The sequence below is a fragment of the Rhodococcus sp. ARC_M6 genome, assembly GCF_022810305.1.
Taxonomy (GTDB): domain Bacteria; phylum Actinomycetota; class Actinomycetes; order Mycobacteriales; family Mycobacteriaceae; genus Rhodococcus_F.
In genome coordinates this window covers 194,880-214,487 of record NZ_JALGQH010000001.1, presented here as the reverse complement: position 1 = coordinate 214,487, position 19,608 = coordinate 194,880, and the positions used below count along the sequence as shown (strand labels likewise).

17 protein-coding genes are annotated in these 19,608 nt (G+C 61.8%); 8 read left to right on the top strand and 9 right to left on the bottom strand.

Translation table 11 applies throughout. The annotated features are described in order from the left end of the window. Window positions 1–191: 191 nt before the first annotated feature. From MTX36_RS01010 to MTX36_RS01000, 3 genes are all read right to left on the bottom strand, one after another. Window positions 192–557, bottom strand: a complete 366-nt coding sequence (locus MTX36_RS01010; RefSeq protein ID WP_243617911.1) for a DUF6802 family protein — start codon at window positions 555–557, stop codon at window positions 192–194. 125 nt (window positions 558–682) lie between these two features. Next, window positions 683–2,029, bottom strand: coding sequence for a hypothetical protein (locus tag MTX36_RS01005; RefSeq protein ID WP_243617910.1), 1,347 nt, complete (start codon window positions 2,027–2,029; stop codon window positions 683–685). Continuing rightward, a complete protein-coding gene (locus tag MTX36_RS01000) occupies window positions 2,026–2,949 on the bottom strand; it encodes a hypothetical protein (protein WP_243617909.1) in 924 nt (307 codons plus the stop codon). The genes MTX36_RS01005 and MTX36_RS01000 overlap by 4 nt, the downstream gene beginning before the upstream one ends. 172 nt (window positions 2,950–3,121) lie before the next feature. Between MTX36_RS01000 and trmB the strand changes: the two genes are divergently transcribed. The 3 genes from trmB to MTX36_RS00985 are packed head-to-tail and all read left to right on the top strand — an operon-like array spanning window position 3,122 to window position 7,351. Next, window positions 3,122–3,880 (top strand): tRNA (guanosine(46)-N7)-methyltransferase TrmB, encoded by a 759-nt coding sequence (trmB, locus tag MTX36_RS00995; protein WP_169632979.1) that lies wholly within the window; start codon window positions 3,122–3,124, stop codon window positions 3,878–3,880. Then, window positions 3,877–4,584: an NYN domain-containing protein gene (locus tag MTX36_RS00990; protein WP_243617908.1), complete on the top strand. Its 708-nt coding sequence runs from the start codon at window positions 3,877–3,879 to the stop codon at window positions 4,582–4,584. Before trmB ends, MTX36_RS00990 begins: the two co-directional genes overlap by 4 nt. Window positions 4,585–4,594: 10 nt before the next feature. Next, on the top strand, window positions 4,595–7,351 hold the full coding sequence (locus tag MTX36_RS00985) for an MMPL family transporter (protein ID WP_243617907.1): 2,757 nt from the start codon (window positions 4,595–4,597) through the stop codon (window positions 7,349–7,351). On the opposite strand, the gene MTX36_RS00980 is transcribed toward MTX36_RS00985, so the two are convergent. The 5 genes from MTX36_RS00980 to MTX36_RS00960 form a co-directional block, all read right to left on the bottom strand. Continuing rightward, a complete protein-coding gene (locus tag MTX36_RS00980; RefSeq protein WP_243617906.1) occupies window positions 7,323–9,218 on the bottom strand; it encodes a DUF2339 domain-containing protein in 1,896 nt (631 codons plus the stop codon). The two genes, MTX36_RS00985 and MTX36_RS00980, sit on opposite strands and share 29 nt — an antisense overlap. A 72-nt stretch (window positions 9,219–9,290) precedes the next feature. Continuing rightward, a complete protein-coding gene (locus MTX36_RS00975) occupies window positions 9,291–10,013 on the bottom strand; it encodes a DUF1707 domain-containing protein (protein ID WP_243617905.1) in 723 nt (240 codons plus the stop codon). Between the two features lie 16 nt (window positions 10,014–10,029). After that, window positions 10,030–10,662, bottom strand: a complete 633-nt coding sequence (locus MTX36_RS00970) for a response regulator transcription factor (RefSeq protein WP_243618221.1) — start codon at window positions 10,660–10,662, stop codon at window positions 10,030–10,032. 28 nt (window positions 10,663–10,690) lie between these two features. After that, window positions 10,691–11,941 carry a MacS family sensor histidine kinase gene (macS, locus tag MTX36_RS00965; RefSeq protein ID WP_243617904.1) on the bottom strand — a complete coding sequence of 417 codons (1,251 nt, stop codon included), beginning with the start codon at window positions 11,939–11,941 and terminating at the stop codon, window positions 10,691–10,693. After that, the gene (locus MTX36_RS00960; RefSeq protein ID WP_243617903.1) at window positions 11,934–13,127 is read right to left on the bottom strand and encodes an AI-2E family transporter; all 1,194 of its coding nucleotides are present in this window, start codon (window positions 13,125–13,127) and stop codon (window positions 11,934–11,936) included. Before MTX36_RS00960 ends, macS begins: the two co-directional genes overlap by 8 nt. A 212-nt stretch (window positions 13,128–13,339) precedes the next feature. On the opposite strand from MTX36_RS00960, the gene MTX36_RS00955 reads away from it, so the two are divergent. Further along, a complete protein-coding gene (locus MTX36_RS00955) occupies window positions 13,340–14,818 on the top strand; it encodes an adenylate/guanylate cyclase domain-containing protein (RefSeq protein WP_243618220.1) in 1,479 nt (492 codons plus the stop codon). Window positions 14,819–14,827: 9 nt separating this feature from the next. Next, window positions 14,828–15,910, top strand: coding sequence for a YbhN family protein (locus MTX36_RS00950; protein ID WP_243617902.1), 1,083 nt, complete (start codon window positions 14,828–14,830; stop codon window positions 15,908–15,910). On the opposite strand, the gene MTX36_RS00945 is transcribed toward MTX36_RS00950, so the two are convergent. Then, window positions 15,907–16,587 (bottom strand): FadR/GntR family transcriptional regulator, encoded by a 681-nt coding sequence (locus MTX36_RS00945; RefSeq protein WP_243617901.1) that lies wholly within the window; start codon window positions 16,585–16,587, stop codon window positions 15,907–15,909. The two genes, MTX36_RS00950 and MTX36_RS00945, sit on opposite strands and share 4 nt — an antisense overlap. A gap of 165 nt (window positions 16,588–16,752) precedes the next feature. On the opposite strand from MTX36_RS00945, the gene MTX36_RS00940 reads away from it, so the two are divergent. The 3 genes from MTX36_RS00940 (at window position 16,753) to MTX36_RS00930 (ending at window position 19,555) form a co-directional block, all read left to right on the top strand. Next, window positions 16,753–18,462 (top strand): 2-isopropylmalate synthase, encoded by a 1,710-nt coding sequence (locus MTX36_RS00940; protein WP_243617900.1) that lies wholly within the window; start codon window positions 16,753–16,755, stop codon window positions 18,460–18,462. A gap of 92 nt (window positions 18,463–18,554) precedes the next feature. After that, complete coding sequence (locus MTX36_RS00935; RefSeq protein ID WP_243617899.1) at window positions 18,555–19,106, top strand: YceI family protein; 552 nt, start codon at window positions 18,555–18,557, stop codon at window positions 19,104–19,106. Window positions 19,107–19,177: 71 nt separating this feature from the next. Further along, a complete protein-coding gene (locus tag MTX36_RS00930; RefSeq protein WP_243617898.1) occupies window positions 19,178–19,555 on the top strand; it encodes a DUF3054 domain-containing protein in 378 nt (125 codons plus the stop codon). Window positions 19,556–19,608: the final 53 nt, after the last annotated feature.

The window sequence follows — 19,608 nt, the reverse complement described above, 5'->3', positions numbered from 1 at the left end:
ATCCACTCACGTGAATTCCACGGACGCCGGGTGTCCTATGTAGTGAGGTTAACGCTGGCTGTTCACCTGCAGGTAATCGGGTGTGGTCAGAATTGTCACAGAAACGATTCAGATGGTGTATTCAGGCGGCGTACCCGGCCGGTGAAGGCGTCAAACGGCCACTTTTGCTCCAAAAGTCCCGGGATTTTCACTCATAAGGTCCCGGCGTCGATGCGGTCCCAGACCAACAGTCCTTCGTCGTCGCGGTGGCATTCCCACGCCGAGTAGTCGCCATCGGCTTCGACCATCGTCACGCGGTCCGCGCCGCCGTCGTGATCGAAATCCGAGACGACGACAAGCGCATCGTCGGAATGGACGACGCGACTGTCGACGATTCCGTCTCCGTCCAGATCGAAGGCGTCGAGATTTACCGTCAGGTCTCCGACGTCGACGGCGCCCGATCCCGGTCCGAACGTTGCCGGGTCGATGCCCTCGGCCGGCAGATGCGCGACGGGCAGGTGACAGACGTCGAACCGACCGGTGTCGACGTTGTCTGCCGTGATCAGAAAGCTGTCCATGGTTCCCCCTGTAGTTGGTACCTGCGCCTCGCTACGGCAACCCCTACCGAATGACGAGACTCATCAGTATTACCAGATTTCGGCAGCTCCTCCCTCTCGAAAGTTTGTTCCTGTGGACAACCTGCTCAGGTTCCGGATCCGTTCAGAATCGCAAGGTCTCGTTCACACGCCGCCAATTGTCCGGTATGAGCCTGGCCCAGCGTCCGGAGTTCGGCATCGATCTCCACGATTCGCGCCTGCACCGACGCAATCAATTCACGACTCTCCGCCATGATCGCGTTGGCGAGGTCCACTTCCGCGTCGAGAAGTCCGTTCAGTACGCGTTGCTCCCATTGCGCTCGCACGGTAGACATCGTTTCGACCAACCAGGCGCGAGCGTGCGCTCGTTCTGCGGCAACGCTTCTCGCGCGGCTCAACCACCACGCTGCTGCCGCGCCGAGTGCGAGGGTCACCGGAATGCTTGCAATGTCCAGTGCCGGGATCATCTCCAACGGAGTGACTGCGATCCGACCCAATCCGAGTCCAGCCGATGCCCCGACCAACACGGTGATTCGCTCTTCGTTCCCCTGGGTCCGCACGGCCGGTCCGTCGGGAAAACGCGGCACGGGAAGCTGGCCGCCATCCTCCCCTGCTCCGACCGCCGTGGACATCGCGGCATCGAAAATGATTGTGTTGCTAGCAACTTCGTGTTCGATACGCGCCGGCAAGCTCAGGAGTTCAGCTCGGGTGGACTCGTCGATCCAGATGCGTGCCGACGCCACCGTCATACGGGCGGTGTCCGCAATCTGCTGTGTGAGATCAGCGCGTGCCCGTTGGAGCCGGCTTCGCATCTGTGCAAGGCGTTCACTGCGTCGACCATCACGATCGGTCAGCAATTGCGCTCGCTCCGAACGTAATTCGCTACCGGGAGCATTCTCGCGGAGGTTTCGGATCTCGAAGTCGATCATTCTTCGGGTTTCGGCGATCACTCCGCCGCCTGGCTGGGATACAGCACGTAATCGGACGCCGTCTACAACGGCGAACAACGACGCCGACCCGCCGTGCTCGGACAACTCGACGACGGTGGCAGCGCCGTAGACATCACGATGCGCAGCAAGAATGCCCAGGCCACGAGCACACACGGATTCCCAGTCCTCATAGACGTCCACACCGGTCAGCACTACCGCAAACGGCAAGCCACCAACCCCCGCCTCGTCGAGCAACTCCAGTTCTTCACTTCCGATCACGCTCGCGGCGTCGATGACCAATAACACGATTATCGCGTCGGCCGCGCACTCGACAGTGACATATCCAGCGCTCGACCGAAGTAGTCGCTCCACGTCTTCGCGCCCACACCGAGGCGGACCGATGACAAGAACCTTTGCAGCACTGTTAAATTCACCTTCTTCGACGTCCCCCGACACCCCGGCCGGATTCCATCGCTCCACCACCGGCCCCATAGCGGCGGACGCTACCGTCGGACTGTCAGTCACGGAGCGACCTCGGGTCGGTCGGGTCTGCCACCGAGCGACGCCCACCTTCTGACGTAGGCACGCTGAACGAGTGAAATCGCGTCCGGCCACGCAGGGTGCTCGCGTTGCGCCTGCCCTCCCCACCACGTTGCACACCGCAGTGCTTCGTCGACCGTATTCGGTCGAGCAGGCGCTGCGGCGACAAACGCCTGCAACTCCGGACGCACCAGCACGGCAGTCGCGGCAAAGATCACCCCGCCCTCGTCGGCCAAGTACCGCTCGACTTCGTCCTGCGCGCCGGCCTCGTCTGCGTCGGCGACGGCGGCAAGCCTGTCGAGTACTGATCGCATTCCGTCGACTCTGCGCCACCACGCGGTCTCGAGTATCCGGGCGAGGACGTCGAAAACGGCGCCACCGCCTTCTCCGGTCAACGCCACCAGGGGAACCGTGACAGTCCCGACCTCATCCGCAATCTCGGCGGCGCGTCCGACCGCAGCTTCCCAGCCGTCGCCCACGCGGTCGGCCTTGTTCACGACGACAAACCCGCGATCGGACAACCGCCGTGCGGCACGCCGATCCACATCTCGGACTCCGTCGACAACCACGTACACGACGCAGTGGTGGGTCAGGTCCGGATCACTTGCCCCCGGCACATCGAACGCTCGCGTCTCCGTCGGTATTACTGGAGCACCGCCGACGCGACGCGTCGCTCTGTCGTCACTTTCGAGCAACCGGACCACTGCAGAGCGCCCCACTCCGCTTCGTCCGGCAACTAGCACCTGCAACGGCGCTGTCAGCGATCCGACAATCGAATGCACGGCTTCTGCGGCGCGCTGGTCGATCGGCATCAGCCGGTACGCGAGCCGCCTCAGCTCGTCCATCGGTTCCGCGGTCGCGTCCTCCATCGACCCCACGGCCATCAATCGAGCCCCTGTTCTCATCCTCACTCCACGCTCCCCTCGTGCTGGCCAGATTCTGTCAGGTCCACTTCGCGGGAGCTGTTCCCGGCGGGTCATCCGGTGTTCGACTACACAGATTTCCTGTCCTGTTTTCCGCGCTTTTCACAGAAAGCCTCAAGTCGAACTTCAGACCCGTCTGCGATATATGGCGCTCATGCGTGACAATGGACGCGTGAACGAAGCCGATCAGCATGCACTGCCAACCCCGAACGCTGGCGAGACGGAAGAATCCAAGGGTTCCCGTCTCCATCCGCGCGTGACAAGTTTCCGCTCGCGCCGGGGTGCGCTGACCGACGCACAGCAGAAGTCGTGGGACCGTCAGTGGCCGCTCATCGGCGCCGACGTGTCCGATACCCCCCTCGACGCGAACGCCTGGTTCGGACGCGACGCACCCCTGATCATCGAGATCGGATCGGGCACCGGTACCGCCACCGCAGCAATGGCCAAGGCAGAGCCGCACGTCAATCTGGTCGCTATCGAGGTCTATCGCCCCGGGCTCGCGCAGCTGCTCCAGCAGGTAGAACGCGAAGAAATCCCGAATATTCGTGTTCTCCGCGGCGACGCGATGGACGTTCTGGAAAACATGATCGCCCCCGAATCACTGACGGGTGTTCGCGTGTTCTTCCCGGACCCGTGGCCCAAGGCTCGGCACCACAAGCGTCGCCTGCTGCAGGCTCCGACCTTCGCGCTGATCGCCAACCGCCTCAAGCCTGGCGGAGTTCTTCACGTCGCCACAGACCATGCCGACTACGCCGAATGGATCGATGAAATCGGTAACCAGGAGCCTCTGCTGACGGCACTCGATTGGGAGTCCCCGATGACCCATGAGCGGCCTGTCACGAAGTTCGAGGACAAGGCCCATCAAGTCGGAAGTGCAATCAACGAGTTCATATGGGGGAAGATCAGAGCATGAGTGTCAGCGAACAGCTATCTGAGGACGTCACGTCGTCAGGATCTCCCCTCGACCTCGGTCGTGACTCCCGCCACCCCAAGCGGGTACTTCTCGTCTGGGACGCCCCCAACCTGGACATGGGCCTCGGTGCGATCCTCGGTGGACGCCCGACGGCCGCCTACCGGCCACGATTCGACGCTCTCGGTCGTTGGCTACTCTCGCGCACCGCTGAACTGTCCACTCGGGAAAATGGCACTCTCGAGCCCGAAGCGACAGTCTTCACGAACATTGCGACCGGCAGCGCCGACGTTGTACGCCCCTGGGTCGAAGCGTTGCGTAATGTGGGTTTTGCGGTGTTCGCCAAGCCGAAGGTCGATGAGGACAGCGATGTCGATTCAGACATGCTCGAGCACATCGCTCTGCGGTACGGCGAGGGCTTGGCCGGAATTATGGTCGCGTCCGCCGACGGGCAAGCATTCCGCGAACCGTTGGAGAACATCGCAGCAACCGGCATTCCGGTTCAAGTACTCGGATTCCGCGAGCACGCCAGCTGGGCTGTGTCGTCCGACATCTTGGACTTCGTCGATCTCGAGGATATCCCCGGTGTGTTCCGCGAGCCTCTGCCGCGGGTAAGCCTGGATACTCTGCCCGACGAGGGCGCCTGGTTGCAGCCGTTCCGACCGCTTTCCGCCCTGCTCATCGGGCGAAAAAGTGTTGCCGAATAGGAGTTGATCAGTGTTCGCCAGCTGGGGAAGCATCGTCTACCGTGCCCGCTTCACCGTCATCGCCGTCATGGTGGCGGGTCTTCTTGGGCTCGCCGCTTACGGTCTGAGCCTGCAAGATCACCTCAGCCAGAGCGGCTGGGACGATCCGGGATCGCAATCGGTCGAGGCTGCCAAACTCGCTGACGGCACATTCGGGCGGAGCACAACGGGCGACGTCTTGGCGCTGTATACAGCGCCGGAAGGCAAGACCGTCGACGATCCCGAGTTCCAGGCGAAAGTCATCGACAGCCTGCAACGGCTCGTCGCCGAGCACCCCGACCAGATCATGAAGATCAACGGTTCGTACTTCAAGGTCGGCGACGGACTCTCCGTCGCCGCCTTGGCCGACCCGACGAAGCAAAACGCGGTCGCCAGCATCGCCATCGCGGGCGACAACGACACAGCTGTATCCAACAACTTCCGCGACGTCGAGAGCGCTTTCTACATCGACGGCGTCGACGTTCAGTTGGCCGGTCTGCAGCCGGTGGCGAACTCGCTGAACGACACGATGGCCAATGACATCAAGCGCATGGAAATGCTCGCGATTCCGGCCGTCGGGGTCTTGTTGTTCTTCGTCTTCGGTGGCGTGGTCGCTGCGGCACTGCCTCTGATCATCGGTGGACTCACCGTCATCGGCGCCAACGGCATCATCCGCCTGATCACCAATTTCACCGAGGTCAACGCATTTGTTGCGCCGGTGGTCTCACTGGTCGGACTGGGTCTTGCCATCGACTACGGACTGTTCATCGTCAGTCGCTTCCGCGAAGAGATAGCCGAGGGGTACGACACCCCGTCCGCAGTTCGCAGAACCGTCATGACGGCCGGTCGAACAGTCATGTTCTCGGCCACGATGGTCGCGGTCAGCCTCGGCGGGCTTCTGCTCTTCCCCCAGGGATTCCTGAAATCCGTCGCCTACGGCGCCATCGCAGCCGTCATGCTCGCAGCGATTTCGTCCATCACGATCCTTCCCGCCATCCTGGGAATTCTCGGCAAGCGGATCGACGCGCTCACGTTCCAGCGACTGCGTCAGACCAAGACCAATGAAGAAATCGAGAACGGCTTCTGGGGCAAGCTCACCTCGTTCGTGATGCGACATCCACTCAAAGTCGCGATCCCGATCATCGTCGCTTTGCTCCTGATGATCATTCCGCTCAGCGGCATAAAGTTCGGCGGTATCAACGAGACCTATCTGCCGCCCAACAGCCCCACCCGCGTGGCGCAAGCCGAGTTCGACGAACTCTTCCCGGGTAACCGCACCGAGCCCATCCGGCTGGTCATCGAGGGCGCAGACAATGCAGCTCTCGGCCAGATCATGAAGACTGCCAACGACGCTCCGGGACTCGTCGAGAAGTTCACTCCCGAGCAGGCGACAAAGAACGGCGTCAACGTCCTCAAGGCCGGTCTGACCGAGCGCAACGAGGCACGTCCCACCGTCGACTACCTCCGATCCGCTGAATGGCCTGAAGGTACGGCGGTCCTCGTCGGCGGCACCCCTGCCATCGAGCAGGACAGCGTCGACGCACTCCTCGACCGACTGCCGCTGATGGTCGTCACAGTCCTGGTGCTCACGACGCTGCTCATGTTCCTTACCTTCGGATCGTTGGTCCTACCGATCAAGGCAGCGCTGATGAGTGCCCTCGGATTGGGAGCGACACTCGGAATCCTGACGTGGATCTTCATCGACGGGCACGGCTCCGAGATGCTCAACTTCACGCCCGGCCCCATCATGTCGCCCGTTCTGGTCCTGATCATCGCGATCGTCTACGGACTCTCCACCGATTACGAAGTGTTCCTGCTCTCCCGGATGGTGGAAGCCCGCGCCCAAGGGGCAAGCACTACCGAATCCATCCGCATCGGAACGGCGCATACCGGCCGAATCATTACAGCGGCTGCACTGATCCTCATCGTGGTGACCGGCGCGTTCGGCCTGTCTGAACTCGTGATGATGAAGTACATCTCGTACGGCATGATCGCGGCCCTCGTCATCGACGCCACACTCATCCGAATGTTCCTCGTGCCCGCCACGATGAAACTGCTCGGCGACGACTGCTGGTGGGCTCCTGCCTGGATGAAACGGATCCAGGAAAAGATCGGTCTGGGCGAGCCGATTCTGGACAGTGAGCTTGCACTCGCCAACATCCCGCAGCTCGTACCTGTCGGCGCGATCGCCGGACCCGGCTTCGCCAAGACCACGGCATCGCGGGTGCAGCCTCCCATCACGCCGGCTTCTGGCAAACGTGAACCAGACCCCCTCACCGAACCCATCCCCCTCGGTGAAATGTCCGTCAAGGCCCCGACGGTCAAGCCTGACGAGACACCGCGGCGCCGCAGCACTGACCGGCCACTGGTCACTGCTCCGCAAGACCTGATCGAAGCGCCGGTTCCCAACCCGACGTACAAGGCGGTAAAACCTGCGCCGGCATCTCCCCCCGCCCCCGAAGTACGTCCGATCGAAAGCTGGTTGTCGGATCTTCGCACCTCGGAGGCGACGCCGCCCGCGTCGAGGCCACTTCCGGGCGTCCGAGCAACCGTCGCGACCAACGGAAATGCAAGCAACGGGGCTGCAAGCAACGGGGCCGTCCAACCTGCCACCGAAGCGCCTGTCAACGGAAGCACTGCAGTCAACGGAAGCACTGCCGAGGACGTAGCGACTGGACGCCACCGCCCTGACGACAACAATGCTGTCAGTGTCAGCGAACTCATCGCGAGGCAGAAGAAGCAGCGTTGACCTGTTCCTGCTTGCCGAATGCGCGTGCGTAGCGCGTCCCGACAAGCAGGAGCAGCAGTCCGACGATCAGGAATGCAACGCCACGCACCAGTCCGCTGAGTGTTGCGAGATCGAACAGGAAGAGCTTGGCGAGGGCGGCGCCGGTGAGAGCAAGCCCGGTGCCCAGCATCACGTGAGCCTGTCGGCGGTTGTTCAAGCCGTACACCAGGGCAGATGTGGCTGCCAGCATCCACACCACGGTCGCGGCGCTGTGGCCGAACACAAATCCTGTCGCGCCCCAGATCTCGATGCCCGAAGCCACCAGTGCACACGTCAATCCGTAGAGGCCGCCCAGGCCGGCGAGGGCCCAAATCGTGGCAATGTTGTTCTCGTCTACCAACTTCAGCTGTCGGATCGTCCACGCACCGGCGACGAGTACGCCAATTGCAACGAGGCCTGTCAATGCCGAGATCGCGTCGAGGTGCGCCGACGCGGCCCGAGCCGTCATCAGTGCCGAAGGCGGAACCGACACCAGGAACCCGATCAGCCCGGCTGCGGCAAAGATCGATCCCAAGGCGAACACGAATCGCGATCCGGCCGAGAATGCAACACCGAAGAAGATCATCGCAACCACGAGAAGAACTGCGGCGATCAATGATTCAGGAGATCCTGCAGCGCAGCAGAGCAGCAGAGCCAATGCTCCGGTGCCGGCAACGGACATTCGAAGGTGGACCGATAGAGCCCCACCCACTGCAGCGCCTGACAGGAGAAGCACAGCCATGACGCCGTACAGCACGGCTGCCATCTGACGATCGAGGAGCAGTCCGACGGCGATGAGAGGGAGTGTTGCGACAACGAAGGTTGCACTCGACCATCCGCCCGCAACACCGCCGCGTGACGGCGAACCGACGCGTTGCACAAGTGACGAGGAGGCCAAGCCGATCACAGCGACAAGAATGGCGCAGACAACCAATTGAGCTGCTTCACTGTCGGTTACGCCGAACATCAGCCCCGAAGCAACAGCGACGACAAGTGCGAGTACCGCCGGCACTGTTCGTGCCAAGCCCAGGTACTTCCATTCCCGACCGAGCTGAGCGGAGAATGCCGCCAATTGGATGGCTACGAGAAAACCGATGAGCGTCAACGTTATTGCACCCGTCAGCACCGGCGCCAACAGTGCAGCGCCGAGCACGATCAGCAGTGTAAGCGGTTCGGAATCCCATTTCACTGCCACGGCAATTCCGGCAGCGGCAATTCCGAATGCAACCACCATCGCCACCGGCACAACGAGCCAGCCGTACAGAACCGAAGCGGCCATGACGTCGAGGTAGAAGCCGGCAAACCCGGTGGCCACCAGAGCAATTGCACCTACCCTGCCGCCGGGGCGTCCGTACACCCGAAATCCGGCGAAGATTAGTCCACCGGACAGCGCGGCGCCACCGATGACGCGGAGCGGTGGCCCGAAGAATCCGGACTGAGCCGCCAGCACCAGAAGCATGACAACCCCGATCAAAGTGACCGAGACGCCGGCAATCGCCAGTAGCCGGCTGATCACCCCGTCGCGCTGCCACCACGGCTCACGACGGTCGTACGGCGCACCGACATACTGCTGCGGAGCGTATTGCTGTTGCGGCGGCGGCGGCGGCGGCGGCGGAGCGTATTGCTGTTGCGGCGGCGGAGCGTATTGCTGTTGCGGCGGCGGAACATGAAGCGGAGGTGCCGGGGGCGAAAACCGCACGGGCATCTGCGCAGGCACACTCACCAACTGCGACTGCAGGATCGATAGGTTCTGCCCCAGGTGGTGCAACGCTCGACCGATGCTCTCGCATTCGGTCGACAGGGCCGTCACGAGTCGCGGATCAACAGCCGGAGAACTTGGTGTGGTCATACTCCGAGCCTGCTATCGGAGACTCGGATTCAGATGAGTAGAACTACTCGATTGCCCTGGGTGCTTCTCGGATCAGGAACCCAGCATCCTTCGGATGGTGGTCCCGAAAGGATGTTTGGCGGTGACGCTGCCGAAGCGGACCTTGCCGTGCACCACGAGATGCAACGGACCCATGTGCGGCCCGCTGCGCACCTTGTTGGAGGCGCTGCCTCCGATGGCTTCGACGTCGTTCATGTCGACGGTGGCTTCCTCGGGAACGATCAGTGCAATCGAACTCGCATAGTCGTTGATCGAGACGTGCACTATCTGTGTCTGCATGACTGCGCGGGTGAAATCGATTGTGACACTGGACATTCGAGTGTCAATCACCACCGACGGCGGAACAATCCAGGCCCCGTTGCGGGTCACCGTCGACATACGTCCACGAACGATCGCAGCGTTGGCCGCGCCGTACGGCCCGGTTGCAGGAACACCGACCTGTGGTTGGTGTGGCTGGGGGTACCGGATCTGTTGGGGATACTGAGCCTGCTGAGGTTGCGGGTGCTGGGCTTGCGGATACGGATAGCCAGGCTGACCTGTGGGATACGCCGGCGGTTCGTAATCCGAGATCAAGGTGATGCCGGGAAGATCTGCCAGCACGACGTTCAGTTCACCGCGAGTCTTCGCGGCCAATGCGGTGTCCATCCGTTCGGTGAACTCACCGAGCGAGAGCATTCCCTGCCCGACTGCTTTCTGCAGCAATTCGCCGACGTGCTCTCGCTCTGCATCCGATACTCGTAGATTCCTGGCCTCCATGCCTCCAGGATAAGCGCTAGTCGAGCCCTTGCTCGATTGCGTAGCGCGTCAATTCCACCCGGTTGGCCAACTGCAGTTTGCGGAGCGTGGCCTGTACATGGTTTTCGACGGTTCGATGACTCAGGGAAAGTCGCGTCGCAATCTGCTTGGCACTGAGCCCCTTTGCAACCAGTCGCAGCACCTCCGTCTCACGTTCGGTGAGCCTGGGAACTTCCGGTGCGCGGTCGTCAGCCGGGGCACTGGACATGCGTCGGTACTCGCCGAGAACCAGTCCGGCGAGGCCCGGGGTGAATACTGCCTGCCCGTTGTAAGTGGCTCGTACGGCGTCGAGTAGTTCGGCGACGGAAGCACTTTTGACCAGGTAGCCGGATGCTCCGGCTTTGATCGCGTCGAGAACATCGTCGCGTTCCGATGACGCCGAGAGCACCAGGATCTTGCTGTTCGGCGAGACCTCGAGCACTGCTGTGGTGGCATCGGCTCCGTTTCCGTCGGTCAGATGCATGTCCATGAGCACGACGTCCGGCCTGACAGCGGCGGCGCGACTGCGGGCGCGCTCGACACCGTCAGCGGTGGCTGTGACGGTGAACCCGGCTGATTCCAGGTCACGGGACACTCCGTCTCGCCACATCGGGTGATCGTCGACGACCATCACCGATACGCCGGCCGCAGTTTGTTCTTCAGTCACTGCCACTACTTCCCTTCGGAACGCTGATCTCCCATTCGGTGCCCTCCCCGGGGCCGGTGTGCAGGGTCGCGGTGCCTCCAAGCGCCGCGACACGACCGAGAATCGACTTCGATACTCCCATGCGGCCTTCGGCTTCGGCGGCGGCCAATCGACCTTCCGGTATGCCGACGCCGTCGTCGCGGATACTGACGATGACTTCGCCTGGTAGATCCTCGAGGAGTACGTATGCCTTAGCGCCGGGTCCGGCATGGATCGCCGTGTTGGACAGGGCGTTGTCGACGATTGCGGCCAGTTCGATTGCGCAATCGCGGCCGAGAACTACGGGGTGGGCGGGAGTGGACACGGAAACGGTTGTGCTTGCCTGAGTGGTCAGCAGCGGAGCGAGGTCCACTCTCTGGCCGCCGACGTCGGCGGTGACGCCGGAACTCTGCTCGGAGATGAGCATCCGCAACGCGACTTCCTGTTCCCCGGCCAGTTCGGCGAGTTCTGCTGCTTCGCCGCCGAGTTCCGCACCTCGCCTTCGAACCATCGCCAGAACTTGCAGAACTCCGTCGTGAACTTCTCGGGCGAGCCGTTCGCGTTCTTCGGTAACAGCGATCAGACGCACGGCTTGTTCGAGTTGTCGATGGGCGCGTCTGGCTGTCGTGGTGGCGAGGCCCAGAGCCAAGCCCACCGAAACCAGGACCGGGGCTGTGGCATCGCGCCACAGATCGAGATTGATCTGGTCTCGAATGATCGCGCTTGCCGAGGAGATGAGAACTCCCGACGCGATTCCGAGCCAGGGGCCACCGAGAATTGCCGCAGAAATCACCGCATTGGTCGCCCACAGTGTGGTGGGTAAGGTCTGGTGATTTTGGTACCACTCGTGGTCGGAGACGAGTCTCGTCGACGCCATCAACGCAATGACGACCGCTTGATCGGTGAGCACGATGTAGGTGCGTAGGCGACGTCCCCGCTTGATCTGATGTTGGAGCTTGCCGGCATGCGGAACCGTTCCGCCGGCGAGCATCACCGCGGAGACTCCGGACCACACCGCCATAAGCGCAACAAAAAACCAGCTGAGACGTGAATTGGTGTAGTTCGACACCGACGCGAATTGATAGCTGATCGCGTAGATCAGAGTGACCAGTCGAAATGCCTGCGCAGCCCGCCACAGCGGTGCATCCGGATCGGTGTCTACTCCGGACGCTGCGCGAACGGTGGGTCGGTAGTGCAATCTCCGTCGGCTGGAAGATTCAGTCATCAGGGGTGACATCGCTCGGTGCGATCGGATTCTCGGTTCGCGGTTCGGTTCGTACTTCGTCGGGTTGCGCTGGGTAGAGGGGTGTCTCCGGATCTTCGACGTGCAGTTGCTCGTACACAGCCTCGGGGTCGTCGGCGAGCAACGAGCGAATTGCCGTGTTGAGGACGGCGACGATGGGTACCGCGAGGAGTCCACCGACTATCCCGGCGAGGACGATGCCTGTGGTAATCGCGAGAACAACTGCCAATGGATGCAGTCGAACCGCTCGTCCGAGCAGCAATGGCTGCATGACGTGCGCTTCGAGTTGCATCACGCCGATGATGATTCCGAGCACGATCAGGGCGGTCAGGAGTCCCTTCGTGACCAGTGCAACGAGAACGGCGAGAAAGCCTGTGAGGAAGGCGCCGATAATCGGGATGAACGCGCCGACAAACACCAGTGATGCCAAGGGCATGGCCAGCGGAACACCGAGGATGACGAGGCCTAAACCGATTCCAATGGCGTCCGCAGCGGCGACTGCCACTGTCGCTCGTACGTATCCGATGAGCGAGCCGAAGCCGGCGGACCCGGCGATCCGTACTCGGCGTCTGGAATCACGCGGAACGATCCTCGTGACGAATCCCCAGATCTGATCGCCGCCGTACAGGAAGAAGATGAGAGTGAAGAGGGTCAGGAATGCACCGGTGAAGATCTCACCGATGACGGTTGCCGTGGTCAGGGCGCCGCTGGTCAGTTCTTCACGATTGGACTGCACCGACTTCACGACGGAATCGCCGGCCTGCCGAATCTGATCTTCACTGAAATGGAGCGGGCCGCTGGTCAACCAGTTCTGGATCTGGGTGACGCTGGCGGCAAATTGGTCGGTGAGCTGTGGCAGTCCGTCGATGAACTGCTCGACGACAAAGGCCAAGATTCCGGCGACGATTCCGATCGCGCCGAGAAGTACCAGGATTACCGCCGCGGATCGCGGTACACCCCACGCCTGCAAGCGGTCCACCAACGGCACCAGCAGCGCCGACGCCAGGAGCGCCAGTCCCACCGGGATGAGTACTGTCTCGAGGCGCAACACGATGTAGGCGAGGACGGCCAAGCCCGCGAAGATCATGATGAGGCGCCACGACCATTCGGCGGCGATGCGCACGCCGGGATGCACTGCCTGGGCGTCGGCGCTGATGGGCTTTCTCATACCCGCTCGAACTCGCTCATACCGAAATCCCCGTCCGCATTCCCCACGTTTGCGTTCACATCGGGAGCCTAACTGTCTATGCCGACAAGCGAGGGCGGACGCAAAATCGGACGTGCATACCAACGGTTCGACCCCCGCCAGCTAAATTGAACGCTGTGCGGGCCTCATACAGAGCGATAGCGGTGACGATCCGCAGTCGATGGCCCATCTATATGGTTTCGATGCTTGCGGCCAATTTGCTCGGTGCAGTACTGGTTTTTGCCTTCGTCCGGTACGGCGTGCCCATCGAGGAGTCCGACTCGATCGTTGCCGATCATGTCCGCAACTTCGCGATATTCGGGATCTACCTCGCGTTTGCCGGAGTTGTCAGTCTGACTGCGGCGGCGATGATGCTCCGCAAGGTCATTCGGTGGCGATTACGCGGCGGTCCGCCGACACGCAGTGAGCAGATGGCAGCGCTGCATGCCCCGCTCCGGCAGGCGATCGTCCACCTTGTTCTCTGGGTCCTCGGCGGCGTCATCTTCGTGCTGCTGACGATCAACGAGGTACCCGGGTTGGCTATCGCGGTGGTCGTCACCGTGTGCATGGCTGCGACCACGACCTTCGGATTCACCTACATGCTCGGCGAGCGGATCCTGCGACCCGTCGCTGCCCAAGCCCTCAGTGAAGGCGAGTTCGACCGGACGATGGCTCCGGGCGTCGGCACCCGCTTGATGATGACGTGGGGTCTGGGCACCCTGATGCCCGTCGCCGGCATCATCCTGCTCTGCGCCACTCAGCTGAGCAGCGACTTCGATTTCGCGCCCGACTCGTTGGCCTGGACAATCCTGTTGATCTCCATCATGGCTATCGTGCAGGCGTTCGCGCTGTCCATGTTGACTTCAAGTCAGATCTCCGACCCCATCCGCCAGCTTCGACGAGCCATCGAGCGGGTGCAGCGCGGTGCCACCGACGTTCGTGTGGAGGTGTTCGACGGCAGCGAGATCGGGCGTCTGCAGGTCGGGTTCAACCGGATGATGAAGGAATCCGACGAGCGTCGACTGCTCCGGCAATTGTTCGGTCAGCATGTCGGTGAAGACGTTGCTCGACGCGCTTTGCAGTTCGGTACCGAACTCGGCGGCGAAACACGATTTGTTGCAGTCCTCTTTGTCGACATGGTCGGATCGACGGGTGCTGCGGCCGAGCGTCCGCCTGGCGAGGTCGTCGAATTGCTCAACGAGTTCTTCCGGGTTGTCGTCGACGTCATCGACCGTCACAACGGATTCGTGAACAAGTTCATGGGAGATGCGGCGCTCGCCATCTTCGGCGCTCCCCTCGACCGCCCGGATGCGCCTACCGCAGCACTTGCCGCGGCCCGCGAACTACGCTTCAAGCTCGATGAGATCACCGGCCTGGACGTGGGGATCGGTGTGAGTGCGGGGTTGGCCGTCGCTGGAAATATCGGTGCGGCGGAACGTTTCGAGTACACGGTTATCGGTGATCCGGTGAACGAGGCTTCGCGTCTGACGGAGCTTGCGAAGTTCCGTCCCAGTCGAGTCCTCGCGTCGACGAGCGCACTGTACTTCGCGGACGAGGAAGAACAGGCCCAGTGGGAACTGGGCGAGCAGGTTCAGCTTCGCGGGCGCCGGCGGCTCACCCATCTGGCCTGGCCCGAAAAGTATCCTGAGGTCGATCCGGAACCGATTGGCTAGTCTGAATCAATGGCTCAGCCTGGAAATACCCCGCCCAAGGCCGCATCCGGCCGGGTCAGAGGGCGCTTCTGGTGGCTGAAAATCGTCCTCGGGTTTGCCTTGGTCGCACTGCTGATCGTCGAGGGAACCATCCTGTGGCCCCGTCTCAACGAGTACTGGCAGGCCCTTACCGAGATCCATTGGGGATGGGTGGCCGCGTGTCTGGCAGCACAGGCTGTTTCGCTGAGCGGCTACGCCTCGGTTCAACAACGCCTTCTGAACGCTGCAGGTGTGGTCGCCGGTCATGTCAAGAACCTGTCAGTCATCTATGCGAGTACCGCAATGGCATTGACGTTGCCTGCGGGCCAAGTGTTCTCCACCGCTTTCACCTACAAGCAAACACGTAAGTGGGGTGCGACGCCGGTGGTCGCGTCGTGGCAGCTTGCGATGTGTGGTGTGATCGCCGCCGCCACACTCGCGATCCTCGGTGCTACCGGCGCAGTCGCATTCGGCACCAAGGTGAGCCCGGTGACGCTCACGATATCGATCGTCGGTATGGCAGCATTATTCCTCGGGCTGCGATACATTGCTCAGAACCCCGGCAGTATCGAGCGTATCGGCCACCGAGTTCTAGCCCGATACAACAACTTTCGCGATAACTCAGCAGACCGTGGAGTAGCGCGTTGGTCCGAGATTCTGAAGCAACTAGACGCCGTAGAGCTCAGTCGTACCGACACGGCAATCGCGTTCGGATGGTCGACTGTTCACCGAGTAGCCGACGTCCTGTGTCTGGGCTTCGCGTGTTGGGCGGTCGGGGCCGACCCGAGTTTCGCCGGCCTTCTCATAGCTTTCACAGCGGCAAAAGCCGTGGGCAGTATCCCTCTCATGCCTGGTGGACTCGGAGTTGTGGAGCCCGTCCTTGTCACGGCTCTCATCATGGCAGGCTCTTCGTGGGCACAGGCTGCCGCAGCGGTATTCGTTTATCGGATAGTCAGTCTCGTTCTCGTCGTGTTGGCCGGCTGGCTGGTTTTCCTGGTCTCCTTCCGCGCAACTCACCACGACGATTTGGACATAGACGTCGAGTTCGAGCGCCGCGAGCAGCCGGGCGTCTAGCTCTCCAATGCAGCGGCCATGTCGTCGAGGTGTGCGCGGCTGATTCGTACTGCTTCTTCGGCATCACCAGCTTCGATTGCATCGACCAACATTCGGTGTTCGTCAGCGTCGGGCTGACTCTGTGGATGCAGATCGAGCACTCCGATCAATTCGATCAGTGCGGTACGTAGCCGCGGAACAAATGTCTCGAAGAGTTCCGACAACACGGGATTGTGCGCGGCTTCGACCACGGCTCGGTGGACTGCGATGTCTGCGTCCACGAAGGTTGCGTCATCCGAGCCGGCGGCCGCTGCTCTCCCCGCGAGAGCCCGCCGCAGCGCTTCGATATCCGAGTCATCACGCCTCCGTGCCGCGAGTCGGGCTGCTTCGACCTCGACTGCATTGCGCACCTCGACGACGTGCAGGATGGCTTCCGCTTCGAGGACTCGTGGCCATTGATCGGGCGGGGTCGTGCTGCGCAAAAACACGCCGGCTCCTTGCCGCGATTCGAGCATTCCGAGACCGGCGAGAGTCCTGACCGCTTCCCTGATGGTGGATCGTCCGATACCCAATTCGGCTGCAAGAGTGGTCTCACCAGGAAGTTTGGCGCCAACTTCCCATTCACCGCCGACGATCCGCTCACGAAGCAGCTCGGCAGCTTGATCGGTGAGCAATCGACGTTCGACTATCGGTGACACTAAAACTCCTCAGGTTGTCTGATAAGTGATTTCGTTCTAGTGTAACCCGCATGGCTGAAAGTGGACTTCTTCTCGACTGCCGCGGCGGGGCCTGAAAGACCGGCACCCCTCCGCGGGGTTTCGCCGTGGCCGGTCATTCAACTTCGACCAGCACGGAGAAATCCCATGAGCATCACCTGGAACAACCAGAAACCTTCCCCCATGCCGTCCGAGCGCTACCGCGCCGCCTGGGATCGCGTCGAGATTCCGACTTTCGAACGAACCTGGCCGAGCAATCGGACCACCGAGGCCCCCTTGTGGGTACCCGTGGATCTGCGCGACGGCAACCAAGCCCTCGCTGAACCGATGGACCCCGCACGCAAACGCCGGATGTTCGAACTGATGATTGCCGTCGGATACAAGGAAATCGAGGTCGGCTACCCCTCGGCCAGCCAGACCGATTTCGATTTCGTTCGCGACCTGGTGAGATTCGATCTTGTTCCCAATGATGTCACCATCGTCGTATTCACCGCTGCCCGAAAAGATTTGATCAACCGGACGTACGAATCGATCCAGGGTTTACCTAACGCCGTTGTTCACATGTACACCGCGACAGCCCCGACGTGGCGCAACGTCGTCCTGGGCAAAGAGCGAGAAGAACTGCACGGCCTGATTTTTCGTGCCGCCGAGGACGTTGCCCGTGGCGGCGAAGGACAGAATGGTTGGCGTTTCGAGTTTTCTCCCGAAGTTTTCAATCTGACCGAACCCGACTATGTGCTGCAGGTCTGCAACAGTCTCACCGAACTCTGGGACGCAAGCCCGGACCGCCCGGTCATCCATAACCTGCCTGCCACAGTCGAAATCGCCACTCCCAACATCTATGCCGACCAAATCGAGTACATGCACAGCAATCTGGGACGACGCGATTCGGTGATCCTGTCTATACATCCACACAATGATCGCGGGACCGGGGTTGCGTGCGCCGAACTCGCAGTACTGGCCGGCGCTCAACGCGTCGAGGGTTGCCTCTTCGGCAACGGCGAACGCACCGGCAACGTCGACCTGGTGACGCTGGGACTGAATCTGCATGCACAGGGGGTGGACCCGAAGATTGACTTCCGGGATATCGACAACATCCGCCGAACTGTGGAGTACTGCAACAGAATTCCGGTTCACGAACGACACCCCTACGGCGGCGACCTGGTCTACACCGCATTCTCCGGCACACACCAGGACGCGATCAAGAAGGGCTTCGCCCATCACTACGCAACCGCAGACGCCGCCGGCATCGATCCGTCGCACGCGCCGTGGGCGGTGCCCTACCTACCAATCGACCCCGCCGACCTCGGCCGTGACTACCAAGCGGTGATCCGAGTCAACAGCCAGTCCGGAAAGGGTGGGATCGCTTACCTGCTGGCGTCCGAATACGGCGTCGAACTTCCCCGGCGCCTGCAAATCGACTTCGCGTCACGCGTACAACGCGAAACCGACGGTTCCGGCTCGGAAATGACCGCTGACCAGCTGTGGAACCTACTGCTGCGAGAGTACGGGTACAACGGAGGAATGCGCCGATACTCGGTGGAGCACACTACGGACGGAGACAACCTGTTCGTCGTTCTGGATCGCGACGGCCATGAGGTCACCGCCGAGTCCTGCGCGTCCGGACCGATCGAGTCACTGTGCAAGATCTTGACCGAACAGGGATCGGCCGTTGAAGTTCTCTCCCTCACGCAGCATTCACTGCCTGGCAATCCGGCGTCGTCCGGCACTGCACATTCCACTATGACGATCACCGAGTGCGTGGTCAACGGGGTTCAGCGGTGGGGAGTGGCTTTCCATCAATCCGTCACGGCGTCGGCACTTCACGCGGTCTACGCAACGACCCGAATGATGTGATGCAGACCACTTCGGGTTGCGGAAGAAATCTCTAGGGTCCATAGTTGAACCTACAAGCAATTGAACATTCAACTACTTATCAAGGAGTTTCGATGACCACCGCCACCACCTTGCCCGCATTGACCGCCGGAACCTGGGTCATCGACCCCACCCACTCGGCCGTCGCCTTCTCCGTTCGCCACCTCGTTGTCTCCAAGGTCCGCGGCACGTTCGACGAGTTCTCCGGCACCATCACCGTCGGCGAGGACGGCACCGCTTCGGTCGAGGCCGAGATCTCCGTCGACTCCATCAACACCAAGAACGAGCAGCGCGACGGCCACATCAAGTCCGCTGACTTCTTCGACGTCGAGAAGTTCCCGAAGGCCACCTTCAAGTCCACGGAGATTCGCGCCAAGGGCAGCGACTTCGTACTCGTCGGCGACTTCTCGCTGCACGGTGTGACGCGTCCGATCGAGCTCAACCTCGAGTTCAACGGCGTCAACCCGGGCATGGGCCACGGTCCGGTTGCCGGCTTCGAAGCCACCACCGTCATCAACCGCCGTGACTTCGACATCTCCATCGACATGCCCCTCGAAGGCGGCGGCGCAGTTGTCGGCGACAAGATCACCCTCACCATCGAGATCGAGGCCGGCCTGCAGGCCTAAGGCCTTCGCCCCTGTGCGCCTTTATTAACCGCCCGCGGTTAATAAAGGCGCACAGTCGTATGGTTGACGGCGTGAAGAAGCACACGCTCCCCCTCCTGATCGACGCCGTAATCGTGATCGTGTTCTGCGCAATCGGCCGCCGAACCCATGACGAAGCGAACGCCCTCTCCGGGTTGATGATGACTGTCTGGCCCTTCCTTACCGGCTTGGTCATCGGTTGGTCCGGCACGCTCGCGCTCTACCGCGACAAGTTCGACGCCACTCTCCTGATCCCCACCGGCGTCGTCGTGTGGCTCTCCACCGTCATCTTCGGCATGGTGCTGCGAGTGCTCAGCGGTCAGGGCACCGAGTTCAGTTTCATCGTGGTCGCCACGCTCTTCCTCGGCGCATTCATTCTCGGCTGGCGCGCGCTGCTGCCGGTGGTCGCAAAAATTCGCGCCAGGTCGTAACCGTGTCGACGGTCCCGAACTACCCGAAATGTCCGTAGAAGTAGGACACTTTT